The 16474-nt window shown below is 40.0% G+C and carries 19 protein-coding genes and 1 pseudogene; 16 read left to right on the forward strand and 4 right to left on the reverse strand.

The window, feature by feature from the left end; genetic code table 11:
- From BHC51_RS12865 to lysC, 14 genes and pseudogenes are all read left to right on the forward strand, one after another.
- On the forward strand, positions 1 to 438 hold a 438-nt coding region (locus BHC51_RS12865; RefSeq protein ID WP_180296497.1), incomplete at its 5' end, for a hypothetical protein.
- A 3-nt stretch (positions 439 to 441) separates the two neighbouring features.
- On the forward strand, positions 442 to 1425 hold the full coding sequence (locus BHC51_RS11505; protein WP_100154086.1) for a hypothetical protein: 984 nt from the start codon (positions 442 to 444) through the stop codon (positions 1423 to 1425).
- 17 nt (positions 1426 to 1442) lie between these two features.
- Positions 1443 to 2018 (forward strand): hypothetical protein, encoded by a 576-nt coding sequence (locus BHC51_RS11510; RefSeq protein WP_143558850.1) that lies wholly within the window; start codon positions 1443 to 1445, stop codon positions 2016 to 2018.
- A 374-nt stretch (positions 2019 to 2392) separates the two neighbouring features.
- A pseudogene (locus BHC51_RS13195) lies at positions 2393 to 3069 on the forward strand (HipA family kinase).
- Positions 3066 to 3887, forward strand: a complete 822-nt coding sequence (locus BHC51_RS11525) for a DUF3037 domain-containing protein (protein ID WP_180296498.1) — start codon at positions 3066 to 3068, stop codon at positions 3885 to 3887. Before BHC51_RS13195 ends, BHC51_RS11525 begins: the two are co-directional and overlap by 4 nt.
- A gap of 202 nt (positions 3888 to 4089) precedes the next feature.
- Positions 4090 to 4566, forward strand: coding sequence for a hypothetical protein (locus tag BHC51_RS11530; RefSeq protein WP_100100485.1), 477 nt, complete (start codon positions 4090 to 4092; stop codon positions 4564 to 4566).
- Positions 4563 to 4898, forward strand: a complete 336-nt coding sequence (locus tag BHC51_RS11535) for a hypothetical protein (RefSeq protein ID WP_143558849.1) — start codon at positions 4563 to 4565, stop codon at positions 4896 to 4898. Before BHC51_RS11530 ends, BHC51_RS11535 begins: the two co-directional genes overlap by 4 nt.
- 228 nt (positions 4899 to 5126) lie before the next feature.
- The gene (locus BHC51_RS11540; RefSeq protein WP_100154090.1) at positions 5127 to 5378 is read left to right on the forward strand and encodes a type II toxin-antitoxin system RelB/DinJ family antitoxin; all 252 of its coding nucleotides are present in this window, start codon (positions 5127 to 5129) and stop codon (positions 5376 to 5378) included.
- Between the two features lie 394 nt (positions 5379 to 5772).
- Positions 5773 to 5982, forward strand: a complete 210-nt coding sequence (locus BHC51_RS11545; RefSeq protein ID WP_100154091.1) for a hypothetical protein — start codon at positions 5773 to 5775, stop codon at positions 5980 to 5982.
- On the forward strand, positions 5972 to 6472 hold the full coding sequence (locus BHC51_RS11550) for a DUF2335 domain-containing protein (RefSeq protein ID WP_100154092.1): 501 nt from the start codon (positions 5972 to 5974) through the stop codon (positions 6470 to 6472). The genes BHC51_RS11545 and BHC51_RS11550 overlap by 11 nt, the downstream gene beginning before the upstream one ends.
- 160 nt (positions 6473 to 6632) lie before the next feature.
- Positions 6633 to 6758, forward strand: a complete 126-nt coding sequence (locus BHC51_RS13155; RefSeq protein ID WP_257384816.1) for a hypothetical protein — start codon at positions 6633 to 6635, stop codon at positions 6756 to 6758.
- Positions 6759 to 6821: 63 nt separating this feature from the next.
- Entirely contained in the window at positions 6822 to 7253 is a 432-nt protein-coding gene (locus tag BHC51_RS11555) for a M15 family metallopeptidase (protein ID WP_100154093.1), read from the forward strand.
- A gap of 2 nt (positions 7254 to 7255) precedes the next feature.
- Positions 7256 to 7591: a hypothetical protein gene (locus BHC51_RS11560; protein ID WP_100154094.1), complete on the forward strand. Its 336-nt coding sequence runs from the start codon at positions 7256 to 7258 to the stop codon at positions 7589 to 7591.
- A complete protein-coding gene (lysC, locus tag BHC51_RS13455; protein ID WP_100154095.1) occupies positions 7533 to 7742 on the forward strand; it encodes an Rz1-like lysis system protein LysC in 210 nt (69 codons plus the stop codon). The genes BHC51_RS11560 and lysC overlap by 59 nt, the downstream gene beginning before the upstream one ends.
- A 570-nt stretch (positions 7743 to 8312) precedes the next feature.
- Here the strand turns inward: lysC and BHC51_RS11570 are convergent.
- The 3 genes from BHC51_RS11570 to BHC51_RS11580 form a co-directional block, all read right to left on the reverse strand.
- Positions 8313 to 9293 (reverse strand): bile acid:sodium symporter family protein, encoded by a 981-nt coding sequence (locus tag BHC51_RS11570; protein ID WP_100154096.1) that lies wholly within the window; start codon positions 9291 to 9293, stop codon positions 8313 to 8315.
- 1527 nt (positions 9294 to 10820) lie between these two features.
- Positions 10821 to 11039, reverse strand: a complete 219-nt coding sequence (locus BHC51_RS11575) for a hypothetical protein (RefSeq protein WP_100100442.1) — start codon at positions 11037 to 11039, stop codon at positions 10821 to 10823.
- Between the two features lie 388 nt (positions 11040 to 11427).
- The gene (locus BHC51_RS11580; RefSeq protein WP_100154122.1) at positions 11428 to 13023 is read right to left on the reverse strand and encodes an inorganic phosphate transporter; all 1596 of its coding nucleotides are present in this window, start codon (positions 13021 to 13023) and stop codon (positions 11428 to 11430) included.
- Positions 13024 to 13137: 114 nt separating this feature from the next.
- Between BHC51_RS11580 and thiE the strand changes: the two genes are divergently transcribed.
- Together thiE and hemH are read left to right on the forward strand one after the other, a co-directional pair.
- The gene (gene thiE / locus BHC51_RS11585) at positions 13138 to 13764 is read left to right on the forward strand and encodes a thiamine phosphate synthase (RefSeq protein ID WP_100154097.1); all 627 of its coding nucleotides are present in this window, start codon (positions 13138 to 13140) and stop codon (positions 13762 to 13764) included.
- A 189-nt stretch (positions 13765 to 13953) separates the two neighbouring features.
- Entirely contained in the window at positions 13954 to 14961 is a 1008-nt protein-coding gene (gene hemH, locus BHC51_RS11590; protein ID WP_100123958.1) for a ferrochelatase, read from the forward strand.
- Between the two features lie 79 nt (positions 14962 to 15040).
- Here the strand turns inward: hemH and trhP are convergent, their stop codons facing one another.
- Positions 15041 to 16408: a prephenate-dependent tRNA uridine(34) hydroxylase TrhP gene (trhP, locus tag BHC51_RS11595; RefSeq protein ID WP_100154098.1), complete on the reverse strand. Its 1368-nt coding sequence runs from the start codon at positions 16406 to 16408 to the stop codon at positions 15041 to 15043.
- Between the last annotated feature and the right edge of the window lie 66 nt (positions 16409 to 16474).

Consider the following 16474-nt stretch of genomic DNA (forward strand, 5'->3'; position numbering starts at 1 on the left):
AGCCGTGGCCAGCATTACATGCGGCTGACGCTGCAAAGTGCCGATGCGGCTGAATACGAACTGATAGATGTCTATAACCGGTATGGGGAAGACCTGATAATCTGCCGTGCTGGCATGGAAGAGACGCCGCCAGCCTCATGGCCGGCAGGGACGCGCATTTTATGCGCACCTACAGCGCAGAGCTTTCATAACAGCCAAATAACCTATATCAACGACAGATTCGAGATTGCTAACAGGAATACCCTGATTATAGACGCACGTAACGGTAAGACACAGATATTACTACCAATAGATGATGTGGACGGTGAAACAAAGGAATGGTACCCCGTCGTTTTCACACATATGCATGATGGCGATGAAATGTTACTGGAATTAAGAGGCATTGACAGCGCAGACCAATTGCCCGCTTTTATAAACGCAACGCTATTGAAAGGCTGAAAGATGGGTATGTTATTAAAAGTTTATAAGCATAACGGCTGGTGTTATGTCCGGTCACTGGGCAACATCTCACCCCATCCGGTTGCATCTTTTCCTTTTGGGCGTGCCCAGTACCAGAATAGTACAGCATGGCAAGACAAAATTACCGGCCGCTATGTCATGCCAACAAATACAGAAATGAGAGAGACATTTAACCCAATACATGGCAGCGATGAGGGCTTATTAGTGAATAGCTATAAAACAGCTACAAACAAGCCAGGCAGCCTCGCACGAACCAGTTCTCAAGAATCAATTCTGTATGGGAATGCGCTGACTATCCGCATCAAGCCGGGGCAATTTGCCGGCTTCCCATTGATTTTATGCGTGCTGTACGGTGAGAAAGGAGACAATGGTAACGATGAATTGCTGATTGTGGCCGTACAGGATTTACAGATTGTCACATACTATCGTAAGCGCAACACAGAAGAAAATGCCGTAACAAAAACCCAAACCGGCATCTACCTGAACGATAACGACCGCTGGAGCAGCATAGGGCTAAATTTTAGCAGCAGCAACGGCTTGGGACTGGCTGGTGTCTATCATAGATTTAGCTACCACGAACTAAATATTTTGCCATTGAACGAGCTTAATTATTTCTGGCTGTTTGATTTTAACACCGATACATGGGTTGATTATGAAGATGAAAACGGTAATGAAGACAGTATAAGCCCTTTCAATGGTGGCGTAGCACAGGCTGAAGTCTACAGTAACGCTTTAACATATCCTGAATTTTATGCCTTATTGGATAAGTATAACGATAACGACGATCAGGGGGTAATTTACATAGACAAGCCAAGCGGCGGAGTAATCACCAAAATTTATACCGAAACGAAAAAAGTGGAGGACAACGCTGGTGGAAATGGTTCAGGAGATAACGCTTCAGGGGGTAACGACAACAATGGTACCGATATTGGTGGCAACGGCACCCAAAACCCAACCAAGCCATGAAACAGCGGAGGTTAAAAATGGCATTCATGTTATATACAGATACAAAAATGCAAAATCCGGCCGACACCCGCCTTACATTTAATGGTGTGGGTAATCTGGATGTGGTTTTATATTTTGGTAGCAACCAAAGTGACGAAGTGCTGAGTCCAGAAACAGATGCACAAATCATACTTAAACCGGTTAACCTGATAAAAAAGTGGCAACCTAACAAATATTATGATTATGGCAACATAATTGAGCCAAGCACCCCCAACGGTTATATCTACCAATGTATTGGCTCAGGCAGAACTGATTCCAAAGAACCAAGATGGTGGGTAGACCTCGGAGGCACGGGTAAAATCGGCGGCGCGTGGTTTAAAGTCTTAGGCGAAGCATTCAGGCACACTGATATAAAGATATCACTAACGCAAGCTGGGCTAGACAGTGCCGTGGGTGGAGAGGGTATAGAGCTGGGCGCCCAGTTGCAAGGCGGCAGAGCCATACCTATTTATATGAGGGTGGGTAACAAGTCCTATAGCTTACGCAATGATTTTACAGATGCTTGTCGCGGACTTGCAACTAATAGCACGATTACCACAACAACAAATGTTTAAATTTGTATAAGTTATTGATTTATTTTGTAATATTAACTTTAAGTGACTCTGGAAGCTAAACATAAATTTTTGATTTACTCAGAGGCATAGGTTAGTTACAATACTCTTGTCTTGGATGAGTAGACAATTATATTAATAACACTGTTTTGGTTAATTCCACTTTCGAGTGGATTTTTTTATTATTTGTAAGCTGTTGATTTTATAAATTAGCTTAATTCTGAGCTATTTGAAAAGCGGTTTTTATGCTGAAATATCAGTAGCGTTGATATAAAATAAAAGTAGCAATTAAGAATCTCTTTAAGACAAACAGATATGGGAGATAGGATTTGTCTGCTAAGGTAATAAAGACCATCACAGATATTTCCGAGCAAGGAATGTCTGAACCATATCGGTGTATAGCTGAAGACGACACCGAGTATTACGCAAAAGGCTTACGATCAACTAGAACCAGTCAGATTAATGAATGGCTCTGTGCAAATATGGCTGCTGCGATTGGACTACCAATAGCGCAATTTAGTTTGTTGGATGTGCCAGAATATCTTTTTGAAGAATTATCAGATCAACAGAAAAAATAGGGTTAGGATATTGTTTTGGTTCACAAACTGTACATCATGTAACTCTTTTTGAAGAAGCAAATATTAAACACATTCCTATTAAAATTCAGCAACAGATTGTTGCTTTTGATTGGCTTATAAAAAATGGCGATCGAACACGTGGAAACCCAAATTTGCTCTATCTGCCGACCAGTAAAAAAATAGTGGTTATCGATCATAATTTAGCTTTTGATAAGGAGTTGACTGGTGGTGAATTTTTAGAAAATCATATATTTAGAGATGCTATGCTAAGCATAATTTCAGATTGTGTTTTACAATCTGAGCTAATTGATTGTTTAATCCCTGCATTGCATGCATATCAGAATGCGTGTAATAATCTTCCCCCTGAATGGCACTGGTTGAATAACGAGAGAGATTTGAAAACAGAATATAATTTTCAATTTTCCCTAGATACGTTGAATAGATTAAATGATGGACAATTATGGAGACTGACTTGAATAAGCTAGCAATGCGTTTTGCAGTCGTCCGCTTTATGCCTTATGTTCAGACTCGCGAATTTGCAAATGTCGGAATTATTTTAATTTGCCCTAGAACTGGTTTTTTTAATTATAAATTAGAAAATAAATATCAGCGATTAAGTAGATTTTTTAAATATTTTGATGCCAAAGTCTATAAACAAGCAATTCAATCTTTTTCTGATGAGTTAGAGAGAATAAAGAATACTTTGGAAAGTAGTTCTAATAAAAATCCAGAAATGCTCCGAGCGTTGTTTGATCATTTAGCCAGACCTAGAGATGCAATTATTTGCACAAGCGACATATGTGTTACAACAGGAATAAATGAGCTAAATGAGTTGGATCGTCTCTTTAGTTATTTTGCGGAACATAGTTTTGCTAAAGAGCAGCATGAAGAGCTATTAACAAAGCAAATTCAAAATATGATTAAAGATATACAGACAGCATTCCCTTTTGTTCAGACAAAAATTGGGGGTGCCGAGTACTGTGCGAATTTCCCAATGGTTCAGAAGCAGGAAGATAAGATAAGTAAAATTATCAAGCCCTTATATCTTGGGCAGAATAATTCTAGCGATATTATACAGAAATCTGATAAATGGATTTCTATCATTAATAGACTTAGAGCTTTTTCTTCTATTGAACAGGATACCAAAATAATGTTTCCTTTTGAAAGTGCGCAAAATCAGAGTGCAGCTCAAAAAAAAGCTTTGGATCTGATAATCAATGATACAAGAAATGCAGGAATTGAGTTGGTAAACAAGGATGATACTGCTGAAATAAAAAGGTTTGCCCTGAGCTAAAATTAAATATGTTTTTAACAAAAATTTTTAAGCAATTCTATTATTGAGTTGCTTTTTTGTTGATAAATCATGGGTGTCCTGTTCAAAAGCTAAATACTAAATATTAGATAAGTTATATGTTTCCAAAAGCCAGCCTAGTGCTGGCTTTTTTTATTAAACGACCAACCGCCTAGTGGCGGTATTTTTATGGAGTAAATTCACCATGCTTAAAGCATTTAAATGGTTGCACTGGGTAATTGACTTGCGCTTTTTACCAGACAAATTACAGATTTGGTTATTTGGCACTGGTACCAGAATAATTGAGGTACTAAGTGGCCTTGCTATGCTGGGGTTTGCCACAGTATTTGCACTACACGGCGAAGAAATGATTAAAGAGGATTTATATGAAAAATTCTTACATCTTCACCCTAAAATATTCGTGGCGATTTTGATATTTGTCGCGATTGGGCAGCTATTTGCTGCCTTTTTTCATTCCAGCCGTAGCAATATCATATCTGGGTGTTTCCTGCTCTGGTCGGCTTTAATCTGGGTTGTTGTATCCGGTACTTTTATTGCCGCATACCCGCCTTTATCCACAGGCATGACAACATACCCAATCATTGCCATTATCTGCGCCCTTGCCGGCAGGAATCTAATCAAACACACCAAGCGGGTAGAAGACAAAAAAGGCGGTGAATGATGAACGAGGCTTTCACATTAGCCAACTGCTTTGCCCTCGCTGGTGGCTTTCTGGGCGCGCTGGTGGTGTCTGATTACAAACGCTATGGGACAGTACTAACAATTACATTCATCGTTATAGGCATGGTTTTTGCGGCAGCATTAACGGAATATTTCTTCACACAAGAACACCCATGGCTATTTGCAGGTGCTGGTGTATTTGCCGGCATGGCTTCCACGTCTTTACTAGACGCATTCAAGGCCACCGCACCGAAGATGGCACAAAAGCTGATTAATGCCGTTTGTAACAGGGCAGAGAAGATGATTGGAGATACAGACGACCGGCAGAAATAGGGCGCCGGTTGCGTTCCATTTATCATTATGTAACCGTTTTAAGCCAGCCAATGCTGGCTTAATCTGAAACACAGAGCAAATTTTAAGATTAGATTTCTAGAATGGGATTGGAAACTACAACTGCAAAGCTTAGTTTCGCATTCATTACTATTGCAAAATTTATAAAATATCATTACAGTAGTAATTATATATAAATGAACAAACAATGATTTTTAAAAGGTATTGTATATGGCAAATTTACAAATTCGCATAGATGATAAGTTGAGAGACGAGGCGCAACAGATTGCTAATGATTTGGGTATGGATTTAACAACTGCTGTTAGAGTTTTTTTAAAACAAATGGTTAATGATAGAGGTTTTCCATTCCGACCTGACTTAGACCCGTTTTATAGCCCTAAAAATCAGGAAGCATTAAAAGTTTCTATTGCGCAACTCAATGCGGGCGAGGTGATTAGCAAAACACTGGATGAATTACAGTGATAAATAGACGCCCGCAGTAGCCTTCAGCCTAGCTCTAGGAGATTTCTCTCCTAGTCCGATTAAAAGCTGCAAATTTATTATTTGAATCTGTTACAGATTCAAGCCAACTAATAACTTATTTGTAGTAAGGTACTATTTTATTAGGTCTTTTAAATAAAAAACTTGATTTCTTAATATTATATGCCATAATTAAAAGTAACTATTAGTAAACATTTTAAACAAACCAACTTAAAAGGCACTCATGAAACGTATTTATCATGATGGGTGGGATGGTAATGATTAACATACCTGAATGGAAGTAACTGAATAATATTGCCGAGATAAGTAAACTTGGTGCTCATTATTTAAATTGAAAAAAATAATAAAATCCATGTAACTAAGTATGGAGACGGATATGAAGGTAATAAGTAAACCTTTTATTGTCGGAATGAGTTCCGCTTTTGATTTATTTCCTCAGAACACAATAAGTAAATTGCCTTTTCAAGCATCTATTGAAAATGGTCAGATTCTGGATGTTTTGGCTCTCCGAGGGGATATGAAAAGAATTGGTGGTGATTTTCAGCAGGCTATAAGAAAAATTAAAGACAAAGATAATGAACGATAATCAACCCCGTGATAGCGAAGAAACAAAGGCACCATGTCCTCAATCTCAAAATACTGAGAAAGAGATATATCAACCAGATGAGTTGGATATACTTGATAAACTGGAAGAAAATCCTCAACTTATAAGTAAGATAATTGCTAAATTTCATTCAGGACCACTTCCCAGTCCTGAAGATTTGACTATATATAATCAGCTTATACCTAATGGCGCGGATCGGATAATGCAGAGTGTCGAAAGGGAGCAGTCGGCAAGAATTGAATTAGACCGGCATAAGACAGAATGCGATATCAATTACATAAATAAATCTCTTCAACTGCAACAAAGAGGACAGTGGATTGCTTTCGTTACGGTTTTATTGTTTTTTATATTATCTTTCCTGCTTATATGGACTGGTTCGCCAGTACTAGGTGCATCAATAATGGGAGCCTCTCTAGTTGCTATTGTAACTATATTCATAACAGGGAAAGCCATTAAATCCAAATCTAAATAATTTGAATCTGTAACAGATTCAAGCCAGCCTCGTGCTGGCTTTTTAACACAAAAATTGCCCTCAAGGATTCGCACTCCTTGGGGGCATTCGTTATTCAAACGAGGCTTTAAACAACATAGCCAATGATAAACGATTTACGTTTAAGTATCTAGGAGTTTTTATGGAAGTAATTAATTTTACACCTAAAGAGTTGCGTAAAACAATGTGGACAGTAGCAATGATTCTACTGGTGCTTATTTTCGCATGGCGACTGCCTGAAATAATCAGCGCGATTAAATGGTGGTGATTTTTTAAAACAACGACGATGCAGCCATTACGGCTGCTTTTTTATGCATGAAAGGTTTTTAATATGTACAAACTAAGCCAGCGTTCTTTAAACAACCTGCAAGGGGTGGATACTAATCTTGTAAAGGTGGTTAAGCGAGCCATTGAAATTACTAAGCAGGATTTTATGGTAACTGAGGGCTTGCGCAGCCGTGAGCAGTGCTGCATTAATTATGGCAAGGGACGAACAGCGCAACAATGTTCTATAAAGGGGGTGCCGGCTAAATACGCCCAGCCAAGTTTAAGCAAAGTTACATGGCTAAATAACCCATTCGCCAGCAAACACACCACAGGCAAAGCCATAGATTTAGTGCCGTATCCGGTAGATTGGAATGATTTAAAGAAATTCCGAGTAATTGCCGAGGCTATGAAACATGCTGCCAATGAGCTTGGTGTAAAAATAAACTGGGGTGGAGATTGGGTAAAGACTAAAGATTACCCGCATTTTGAGGTGTAGCCATGAAAAACATCAATTATCTAGCCTTAGGCGCTTGGGCTTTGCTTGCCTTGATGGTGCTATTTGCTGTACTTAGCTATGGCAGCAAGCAGTACCAGAAAGGTTATAGCAAGGGCACGGAAGAAGTCCAACGGCAGTATCAAGAGGCTTTAGCCAAGCAGCAGGCGGCTATCAATAAAGCCAGCCAAGACTATGAGAAACAGAAAGCAGAAAATGAGGTAAAGCAAGATGAACGACAAGCACAAGTTACAAAGATTGTTAAAGTTCCTGTTTATACTAATGTGTGTCTGGACGCTTCAGGGGTGCGCATCATCAACGAAGCCATCAGCAGTCGCTAGCATTCCAGCCAACCTTACAGAGCCATGCCCTGCATTAAGCCCTTTAAACGGCGCTACAGGCGCAGATATTCTGCCGTGGGCAGTTGGGGTAGTAGGGAAGTATAACGACTGTGCAAGGCGGCATAACGCGCTGGTAAAAGCTATTCACTAACATTACAATCTAGCTTATTCAGTTGTGGGGGGAAATCACCACAACTGAAATGTATTTGCGTGCGCCAATTTTTGGACTTACGTGAAAAGAATGTGAATTCAGTTGTTGTGGAGATCGAAACAACTGCTGATAAAGAAAATCAAACATCTAAAATGCATTAAATGTGTGACAATTCCGTGACACGAAATTGATATAATATGCGACGCTATGAAGCGTTATGTGTTTTGTGAAATCCAAGGGTGAGCTAGAAAATACGGCAATTGTAGTAGTATGTCGCTATATGATGCGATATGTATAAGCAGCCAGAACTTCCTATTACTGGCACCAGTTTAAAAAATTGATTATCAAGATTTTTTTTGAAAATATATCTACTTCTTATAAAAATATTATTGTATTCCGTTGTCAGATCGCGTTAATAGCTTTCTGGATATATTCAATCAATTGATTGTTATACCGGCTGAAGAAGAAAATTTTAGCCGGTCATCATCATTGTTCCTATAACTTATCAAAAAAGAACCGGTTTCAGAGTTAACAAACAATTTTACAAGCCTGTATTAACTGCTCATTCAGTTACAATGCATTTTTATGTAAACGTGCATAGCGTTGTGCTAGTACAGCACATATCATAAGCTGCAATTGATGAAAAATCATCAGAGGTAACAGCATAATCCCTACAATGCTGGCAGGAAACAGAACATTGGCCATAGGGACACCATTGGCCAAACTTTTCTTCGAACCGCAAAAAACAATAGTGATTTCATCAGCGCGATTAAAACCTAGCAAGCGCGCAACCAGCATATTGATACTGATAACCAAAAAAAGGATCAGCAGGCTCAGGATAACAATCATAGCAATTGAACTCAGATTAACTTTATGCCATAAACCTTCAACTACAGCATCACTGAATGCAACATAAACCACCAGCAGAATTGAACTGCGATCAGTACGGTTTATCCATACTTTATGTTTATGAATCCAGTTTGCAATCAGTGGTCGTGCCAGATGGCCTGCCACAAAAGGCAGCATCAGTTGTAACAGAATAGATTCAATTGCGGCTGTCGTATCAACACTATTGCCACTGGTAGGCATCATCAGACCAACCAGTACTGGTGACAGAAAAACGCCAAGAATGCTTGAGGCTGAAGCACTGCATACAGCCGCAGCCACATTCCCGCCGGCTACAGAAGTAAAAGCAATTGCAGATTGTACCGTAGCTGGCAGTGCGCACAAATATAGAAAACCCAGATAAAGTTCAGGAGAAAGCCAGTGCGGTACCAGAATACGCAGGCCTAAGCCAATTAGCGGGAACAATATAAACGTACTGCAAAATACCACCAGATGTAGCCGCCAATGTTTAATGCCCTCAGTAATAGCCTGACGGGACAGTTTGGCGCCATGCATAAAGAACAACAACGCAATGGCAATGGTAGTCAGATAGCTGAAAATTGTTTTTGCACTACCCTGACAGGGCAGAATAGTAGCAGTGCCTACAACAGTTAGCATCGCCAGTAAAAATGGATCAATATAAAATTTTTTGAGCAGATTATTCATGGCAATAACCGTTTTGTACACATGTTGTCACAAAAGCGTTATTTTAGCGTAAAAAACCCTTTGAAAAACAGCAGACCAAAGAGTTAAAAAGGATTAATTTGGTCAAACAGAATGTCTATACTAAGCCATATAGCTGTCTTTAGAGAATAAATAAAATAAACCTGACTTTCAAAGGAAAGGAAAATGAATTAAGAAAAAGGAGTAAGACGTACCTTAAATATTGGCTTCAGATAGCAAATGTTTAAACTATATCAATAAGAAAAATCCCCAAATTAATGGGTAAAGGTATTGGATAGTGACACTATCAACTGTAAGTTGCTGGATAAATCAATCAAGCAAAAGTGGTATGTGGTATAAAAATAATTGTATTCCAGAAGAAAATAAACTAATTGCATTATGCAAATAACTTGATAAGCTACCGATGAAAAACGATAGCTTAAAACAAGCTGCACTACTAACATTAACAAAACCAGAAATCTGAAAACATTTCGGCATTTTTATGCTATAGAGATGTTATATTAGTGCTAAATGAGATCGGGGTATTATGTCTAATATCGTGGCAAAACAACCAGGCAGTAATCGATTGTAGATTGTGCCGATAAATAAGATGGTGGCTGTTTTTTAAATGTAACTATCAATTTTTGGGGTATGGGATTAAGCAAATTCATTTTCCATCACACAAACAGGCGTCAGATTACGCATTGTGAGATTACCCGGGTAATGAAATCACCATCGTTGACATATAAAGTATAGAGTAAAACATTATCTGATATCTAAGACAGCAAGCAAATAGCGTAGCAGCTAATCATTTACAACGTTAGTTTGATGTGGATACTAAATGGCAGATTATAGCAGCAGGCCTAACCGACATGTATGCTAACCATTGCTGGAATGCTTTATAATTGCTACTTAATTTATCTGATCAGAAAATTATCTGTAATCGTGTTGACCAGTATCAAATAGCCAGTGTAGTAATTCAGCATTAAATTTATTTAATTCTGATAGAGTCGGGGAATTTCATAATCAGTTATCAGATAAATGTTTCAGCACATTTAACATCTAATGCTCTTGAAATAAAAAATGCTTTTATAATAATAAGAAAGCAAAAGCAACATTCAAAACTGAATTTATCAAAGAGAGAAATTTATGTTAACTCAGGCATGGTAGCATGCGTTTGTTGTTTATGCTTATTGATACCATAAAGATGGTTACGTTCATCTTTAAGCCATTTGCCTCCAGTAGAATATAATAAATAACTGCCTTTCGATTTTGTTATTTGAAATAGTGATGCCATTCATATATGCTAAAGGATTAAAATTGCATATATTATGCAGCTTATAGATTTTATTTCATAAAATATACCAAAGTTATAATATTAATTATTTTTAATCAATAGAAATTTTTTCAAATTTATATCTGTTTTACCTTTTACTCGTTGTAGAAAGGGCAAAATTTTAAAGAAAACCAGCTAAAGCTGGCTGAAATACAATTGAATAAAGTACATAGGAGATAGTCGGATGCCTGTTATTAATCCCATTCTTTTGGTTTGAGTTCCGGATGTTCATGGAATAATGGAGCTAAAAAGTCAAACATTTCCGACATTATATGTCCAACAACTCTTCTATATGCATTAAATTCATCCTGAGGGCAGCAATCCCGTACCTTAAACAAAGATTCATTTAATTCATTGGTGATTTTAAACATCAAATCTTTAACTTCCTCAGCAATTTTTGGATCTTTTATCATATTGTGTTCCTTATGAATTAGTATTAATAAATAAGAAATTTATATTAAAATAAATTAATATAAAATAAAATATATTATAGAAATTTATTATATCTTTTTGAAGCGGTTAGCGTAACTTAAATTTATAGTTTATCTGCGTATGAGTCAAGTTTAATTTTGGATCGTTTTGTAAAAATAAAACGATTGCAAAATATTATCATCAGTGTATTTCACTCAACCAAACTAAATTTCTTCAGACTTATTTACTATAGAGCCAAAGCTATAATCAGGCCACAGGCATGAAGTATGAGAGATTTATTATCAGGAGAAGTGTATTCAATTACCACAGTAAAGCTTAAAAAAACCGGGCAAGGAAATGCTTGTCCGGTGTGTCGTATCAAATATGGATTCAGAACAAAGAATTGAGTCCGAGAAAAATCAGTACAGATAGTACAGCAGCAGATGGTAATGTGATTACCCAAGCTAGCCCTATCGGTTTCATCAGCTTCCAATTGGCATTATGATTAACTAAACCAATACCTAATACTGCACCAACCAGAATATGTGTACTCGATACCGGTAATCCCACCAGCGTAGCCAGCATTACAATTGCCGCTGAAGACAGCTCTGCCGTAAAACCGGAGGCAGGATGCATTTTGGCCAGATTAGTGCCTACTGTCTGAATAACTTCTTTGCCGATAAACCACAAGCCGACAATCAGAGCAACACCAAAAGTTATCATCACCGGCGCCGGAATAGGGGCATTGGCATCCATGCCAGTATCACCGGTACGGATAATATCCATAATGGCAGCGAAAGGTCCTACTGCATTGGAAATATCATTAGCACCATGGCTGAACGCGAAACCGGCAGCGGTAAACACCTGCATCCAGCTGAACATCAGAAAAGTAGACTTACTTAAATCCTTACGTTTAAGCGTTTTTGCGTAAATGAAAGTGGCCATCCAGATAAGCGCGCCTATCATAATGATTAGGAGAAAATTGGTAACCACAGATAAGCCGAGATGCAGATTGGTTAATCCTTTAAATAACAGCATAGCAGTAATCATCATACCGCCACAGGCTGAAATTAAAGGAACCCAGTTATGCAATGCTTTGAATGCATCGATACTGTTTTTACGGCTTTCAATATCGGCCAGTCCTCTATAATATTCCGATTCCAGCTCTTCAACACTGTAATCAGGATCGCTGTAGTTTTCGGCATCACGGGCGATTGCAGAAGAAATAGTGATTTTTTCTGTTTCGCTTAACTGTTCAAACCAGACTTTGTGTTTTTCCTTATAAGCCTTTTTTTCTTGCTTGATTTCTTTAAGGGCAATACTCATGCGGTCGTTGTAATCAAGTACGTGCTTTTTTATCTGGCTGAAGATGATAAAAGACAGTGCACCCCCTAAAACCGGAGAAATCACCCATGACAGGCCAATTTCACCCATTTTGTTCCATTGGATTAAATCTAAAGCACTACTGTTACCAGTTACCAGATAGCCCAGACACAGGCCACCACCAACTAGACCACCAATCAGAGAATGAGTAGTAGAGACTGGCAGGCCTTTTTTCGAGGCAATCAACAGCCAGATGGCCGCAGCCAGTAATGCAGCCAGCATGACATTGATACACTGTGATGGTGTCAAATGCATGGCACCAAGGTCTATAATACCGTGACGAATAGTTTTAGTAACTTCACCGCCGGCAATTACTGCACCGGATACCTCAAAAACTGCGGCTATACCCAGTGCTTGTGGTATCGTAAGCGTTCCTGCTCCCACACTGGTGCCAAAGGAATTGGCAACGTCATTGCCACCAATATTGAATGCCATAAAGGCACCAAATAGCGTGGCGATGATAAACAACAGCGGAGAGTGATGATTGGTATAACCCAGTCCCCAATAGATAAAATAGGCAATAGTGCCAGTTAACAGCGCTGCAAAGGTGTAATTAACCCGCATAATCAGGGGTGAGCGTACAGAGGATGTGTCTGAGGCCATAATGTATTTAAAAGTGGAAAATTCAGAACATACACATGCAAACGCTATAAAACGGATGCTGTGCCGCATGAAAAATTGTCATTATAAAGATTTTTATTTCAAAAGGAATAATATATGTTTTCAAATTCGTTTTTACCTGTAGCTGCTCCTCTGAAGTTTTATGCAGTAGTACCTTCTGCGGAATGGGTAGCGCGAATGGTAGATGCAGGAGCGAATACTGTACAGCTACGCAATAAAACCGCGATAGGTTCAGCATTGTACCGTGAAATTGAGCGGAGTGTAGCCTATGCAAAAGATTCACCTACACAATTATTTATTAATGATTTCTGGTGGGAAGCTGTAGACTGCGGTGCCTATGGAGTACATCTAGGGCAGGAAGATCTGGAAAGTGCTGATTTAGTAATGATTCAGAGTTCAGGTTTACGATTGGGGGTGAGCACACACTCTCCCGGGGAGTTAACAAAAGCGTTGGCCGTAAAACCAAGTTATGTCGCTTGCGGAGCAATTTTTCCCACTACAACTAAAACCATGCCTACACAACCGCAGGGATTGGACAAGCTCAGACAATACGTTGTTCAGGCTGGTAGTACGCCAACGGTTGCCATTGGCGGTATTGACTTAAGTAATGCTCGCGAAGTATTGGCTACTGGCGTAAGTTCGCTGGCAGTTGTACGAGCAATTACTGAAGCAGCCGAACCGGAAAAAATAGTCAAGGCTTTTCAAGCGCTTTGGCAGGAATAATGGCAGACTGCCTGCCAGTTATGACTATTAGGGTAGCAGAATTTACGGGGTAGACTATCTTGGCTGTGAGTACAGCACCCAGAGCAAGATAGATATAAAACAGTAATAAGCACTATAAAACAAAATATATCGGCTATACTCATAGCTGAATTTCCCTGTATTTTAGAAAATCTGCTGTTGCCAAATACTATGTCAAAATTATTTCTGTCCGAACCGGAGACATCAAAAACAGCTATAGGTGTTTTACTCCTGAATCTGGGTACGCCCGTAGCACCCACACCTCAGGCAGTACGTACCTATTTGCGTGAATTTTTATCCGACCAGCGCGTAGTTGAATTACCGCGTTTCCTATGGCAACTGATTCTGCGCGGGATTGTCTTGCCTGTTCGCGGGCGTAAAAGTGCTCATGCTTACAGCACTATCTGGCGGGATAGCGGCTCGCCGCTACTGACCGGCACCCAATCACTCACCACAGCGTTAGCAACAGCCATGCCTGAAGGTGTAATGACCTATTTTGCTATGACTTATGGCCAGCCTAGTGTGGTTAAAGTTTTGCAGGAAATGAAACAACAGGGCGTGCAGTATTTACTGGTAGTGCCGTTATACCCGCAATATGCAGGATCCAGTACTGGCGCTGCACTCGATCAGGTATGGCGGGTGTTGCTCAGGCAGCGTACCCAAATGGCTGTACGCAGCATTAACAGCTTTTATGCTGACAGCAATTATATAAAAACACTGGCCAATCATATTAGGACATACTGGCAGCAGCATGGGCGAGGGCAGTGTTTATTACTGAGTTTTCATGGGATACCACAGGCACAGCATCAGGCCGGCGATGATTATGTTGAGCATTGCACCACCACCACCCGTCTACTAGTGGCTGAGCTTGGACTGAAAGAAAGTGAATATCGACTGGCATTTCAAAGTCGTTTTGGTTATGCGCCATGGGTAGGGCCGAGTACTCAGGATTTACTTGTTCAGTTGCCTCAAGCCGGAATAAACAGCCTTGATGTAGTTTGCCCGGGTTTTGTTACCGATTGTCTGGAAACACTGGAAGAAATTAACATTCGGGGCAAAGCAGATTTTCTGGTACATGGCGGAAAACACTTTCAGTATATTCCATGCATGAATAGTGAATATGAATGGGTAGAAATATTAGCACCGCTAATCAAACAGCATTTACAGGGCTGGCTGTAATCTCATACTGATATCAATCTGCATCAAACAATAAAAACGCCATAGTGCAGTTAGACTATGGCGTTTTTAAATTTGCAGCTTAGGCAATTTCAGTCTGAGTTATAATTCGTGCAATCAAGGCATTGTCTTTACCCAGCATCTGTGGAATCTGCACTTCAATCCCGTTACCAGCAGCCACATTCACCGGATAGCCCTTACGCGTCATTTGTTCCAATCGGATAATCTGATTTCCACCAGGGTGAATGATTTCCAGTTGGTCACCAACACTAAACTTATTTTTTACCTCAATTGTTGCCCAGCCATCAGTATCGACAGCCGTTACCTTTCCAACGTACTGGCTTTGCTTCGATAAAGAATGACCAGACAGATAATTCTGGTATTCCTGAGTCTGATGACGTTCCAGAAAGCCAGTGGTATAGCCGCGATTGGCCAGACCTTCAAGCTCAGCTAGCAGCGCATAATCAAAAGGTTTACCAGCAACTGCATCATCAATGGCGCGCCGGTATACCTGCGCTGCGCGAGCAACATAGTATATGGATTTGGTTCGACCTTCCACTTTCAGAGAGTCAACGCCGATTTCCGCCAGTTTTGCCACCTGTTCCACCGCACGTAAATCTTTGGAATTCATGATATAAGTACCATGCTCATCTTCCATAATGGGCATCATGTCCCCCGGGCGGTTTGCTTCCTCAATCAAATACACCTTATTTGCTAACGGGTGTCGTTGCTGCTCATTCAGACCAAACAATGAGTCCTCGGCCAGACTTTGTGCCTGTTTAAAGTCAAAATCGCGCAGTAGCTGTGCATCACCGCTGTCGCTGTCCGTTGTATTATGTACCTTATAATCCCAGCGACAGGCGTTGGTGCATGTACCCTGATTAGGATCGCGATGGTTAAAATAACCGGAAAGCAGGCAGCGGCCGGAATAGGCAATGCATAAAGCACCGTGAACAAATACTTCCAGCTCAATATCTGGGCATTGCTGACGAATTTCAGCAATTTCATTAATACTCAGTTCACGCGAAAGAATAATGCGCTCAATACCTATACTTTGCCAGAACTGCACTCCCCATGCATTAGTAGTATTGGCCTGAACAGACAAGTGTACTGGTACCTCCGGCCATTTTTCGCGTACTTTCATAATCAGCCCGGGATCGGCCATAATCAGTGCATCTGGCTGCATGGCAATGATTGGTTCCATATCTGCCAGATAGGTTTTCAATTTTGCATTATGGGGCAGAATATTACTGGCCAGAAAGAATTTTTTGCCACGCGCATGTGCTTCAGTAATTCCCTGCTCCAGTATCGGCAGATGTGCAAATTCATTATTGCGTGCCCGCAGCGAATAACGTGGCGTACCAGCATAAACAGCGTCAGCGCCGTAGTCAAATGCGGCACGCATTCGTTCCAGTCCGCCAGCGGGCAATAATAATTCCGGTGCTTTCATGAGTGAGCAAACTTTCCTGATGGTTTTGAATACTTTCAGGCAGCCGGCTATATTAAAGCCGGCTGC

Origin of the sequence: Snodgrassella alvi (assembly GCF_002777745.1) — a bacterium.
GTDB lineage: Bacteria > Pseudomonadota > Gammaproteobacteria > Burkholderiales > Neisseriaceae > Snodgrassella > Snodgrassella alvi_D.

What these genes read in the sequence shown, in the direction of transcription:
- BHC51_RS11505 (WP_100154086.1), top strand. Translation starts at nt 442, where the DNA reads ATGGGTATGTTATTAAAAGTTTATAAGCATAACGGCTGGTGTTATGTC.
- BHC51_RS11510 (WP_143558850.1), top strand. Translation starts at nt 1,443, where the DNA reads ATGGCATTCATGTTATATACAGATACAAAAATGCAAAATCCGGCCGAC.
- BHC51_RS11530 (WP_100100485.1), top strand. Translation starts at nt 4,090, where the DNA reads ATGCTTAAAGCATTTAAATGGTTGCACTGGGTAATTGACTTGCGCTTT.
- BHC51_RS11535 (WP_143558849.1), top strand. Translation starts at nt 4,563, where the DNA reads ATGATGAACGAGGCTTTCACATTAGCCAACTGCTTTGCCCTCGCTGGT.
- BHC51_RS11540 (WP_100154090.1), top strand. Translation starts at nt 5,127, where the DNA reads ATGGCAAATTTACAAATTCGCATAGATGATAAGTTGAGAGACGAGGCG.
- BHC51_RS11545 (WP_100154091.1), top strand. Translation starts at nt 5,773, where the DNA reads ATGAAGGTAATAAGTAAACCTTTTATTGTCGGAATGAGTTCCGCTTTT.
- BHC51_RS11550 (WP_100154092.1), top strand. Translation starts at nt 5,972, where the DNA reads ATGAACGATAATCAACCCCGTGATAGCGAAGAAACAAAGGCACCATGT.
- BHC51_RS13155 (WP_257384816.1), top strand. Translation starts at nt 6,633, where the DNA reads ATGGAAGTAATTAATTTTACACCTAAAGAGTTGCGTAAAACAATGTGG.
- BHC51_RS11555 (WP_100154093.1), top strand. Translation starts at nt 6,822, where the DNA reads ATGTACAAACTAAGCCAGCGTTCTTTAAACAACCTGCAAGGGGTGGAT.
- BHC51_RS11560 (WP_100154094.1), top strand. Translation starts at nt 7,256, where the DNA reads ATGAAAAACATCAATTATCTAGCCTTAGGCGCTTGGGCTTTGCTTGCC.
- lysC (WP_100154095.1), top strand. Translation starts at nt 7,533, where the DNA reads ATGTGTGTCTGGACGCTTCAGGGGTGCGCATCATCAACGAAGCCATCA.
- BHC51_RS11570 (WP_100154096.1), bottom strand. Translation starts at nt 9,293, where the DNA reads ATGAATAATCTGCTCAAAAAATTTTATATTGATCCATTTTTACTGGCG.
- BHC51_RS11575 (WP_100100442.1), bottom strand. Translation starts at nt 11,039, where the DNA reads ATGATAAAAGATCCAAAAATTGCTGAGGAAGTTAAAGATTTGATGTTT.
- BHC51_RS11580 (WP_100154122.1), bottom strand. Translation starts at nt 13,023, where the DNA reads ATGGCCTCAGACACATCCTCTGTACGCTCACCCCTGATTATGCGGGTT.
- thiE (WP_100154097.1), top strand. Translation starts at nt 13,138, where the DNA reads ATGTTTTCAAATTCGTTTTTACCTGTAGCTGCTCCTCTGAAGTTTTAT.
- hemH (WP_100123958.1), top strand. Translation starts at nt 13,954, where the DNA reads ATGTCAAAATTATTTCTGTCCGAACCGGAGACATCAAAAACAGCTATA.
- trhP (WP_100154098.1), bottom strand. Translation starts at nt 16,408, where the DNA reads ATGAAAGCACCGGAATTATTATTGCCCGCTGGCGGACTGGAACGAATG.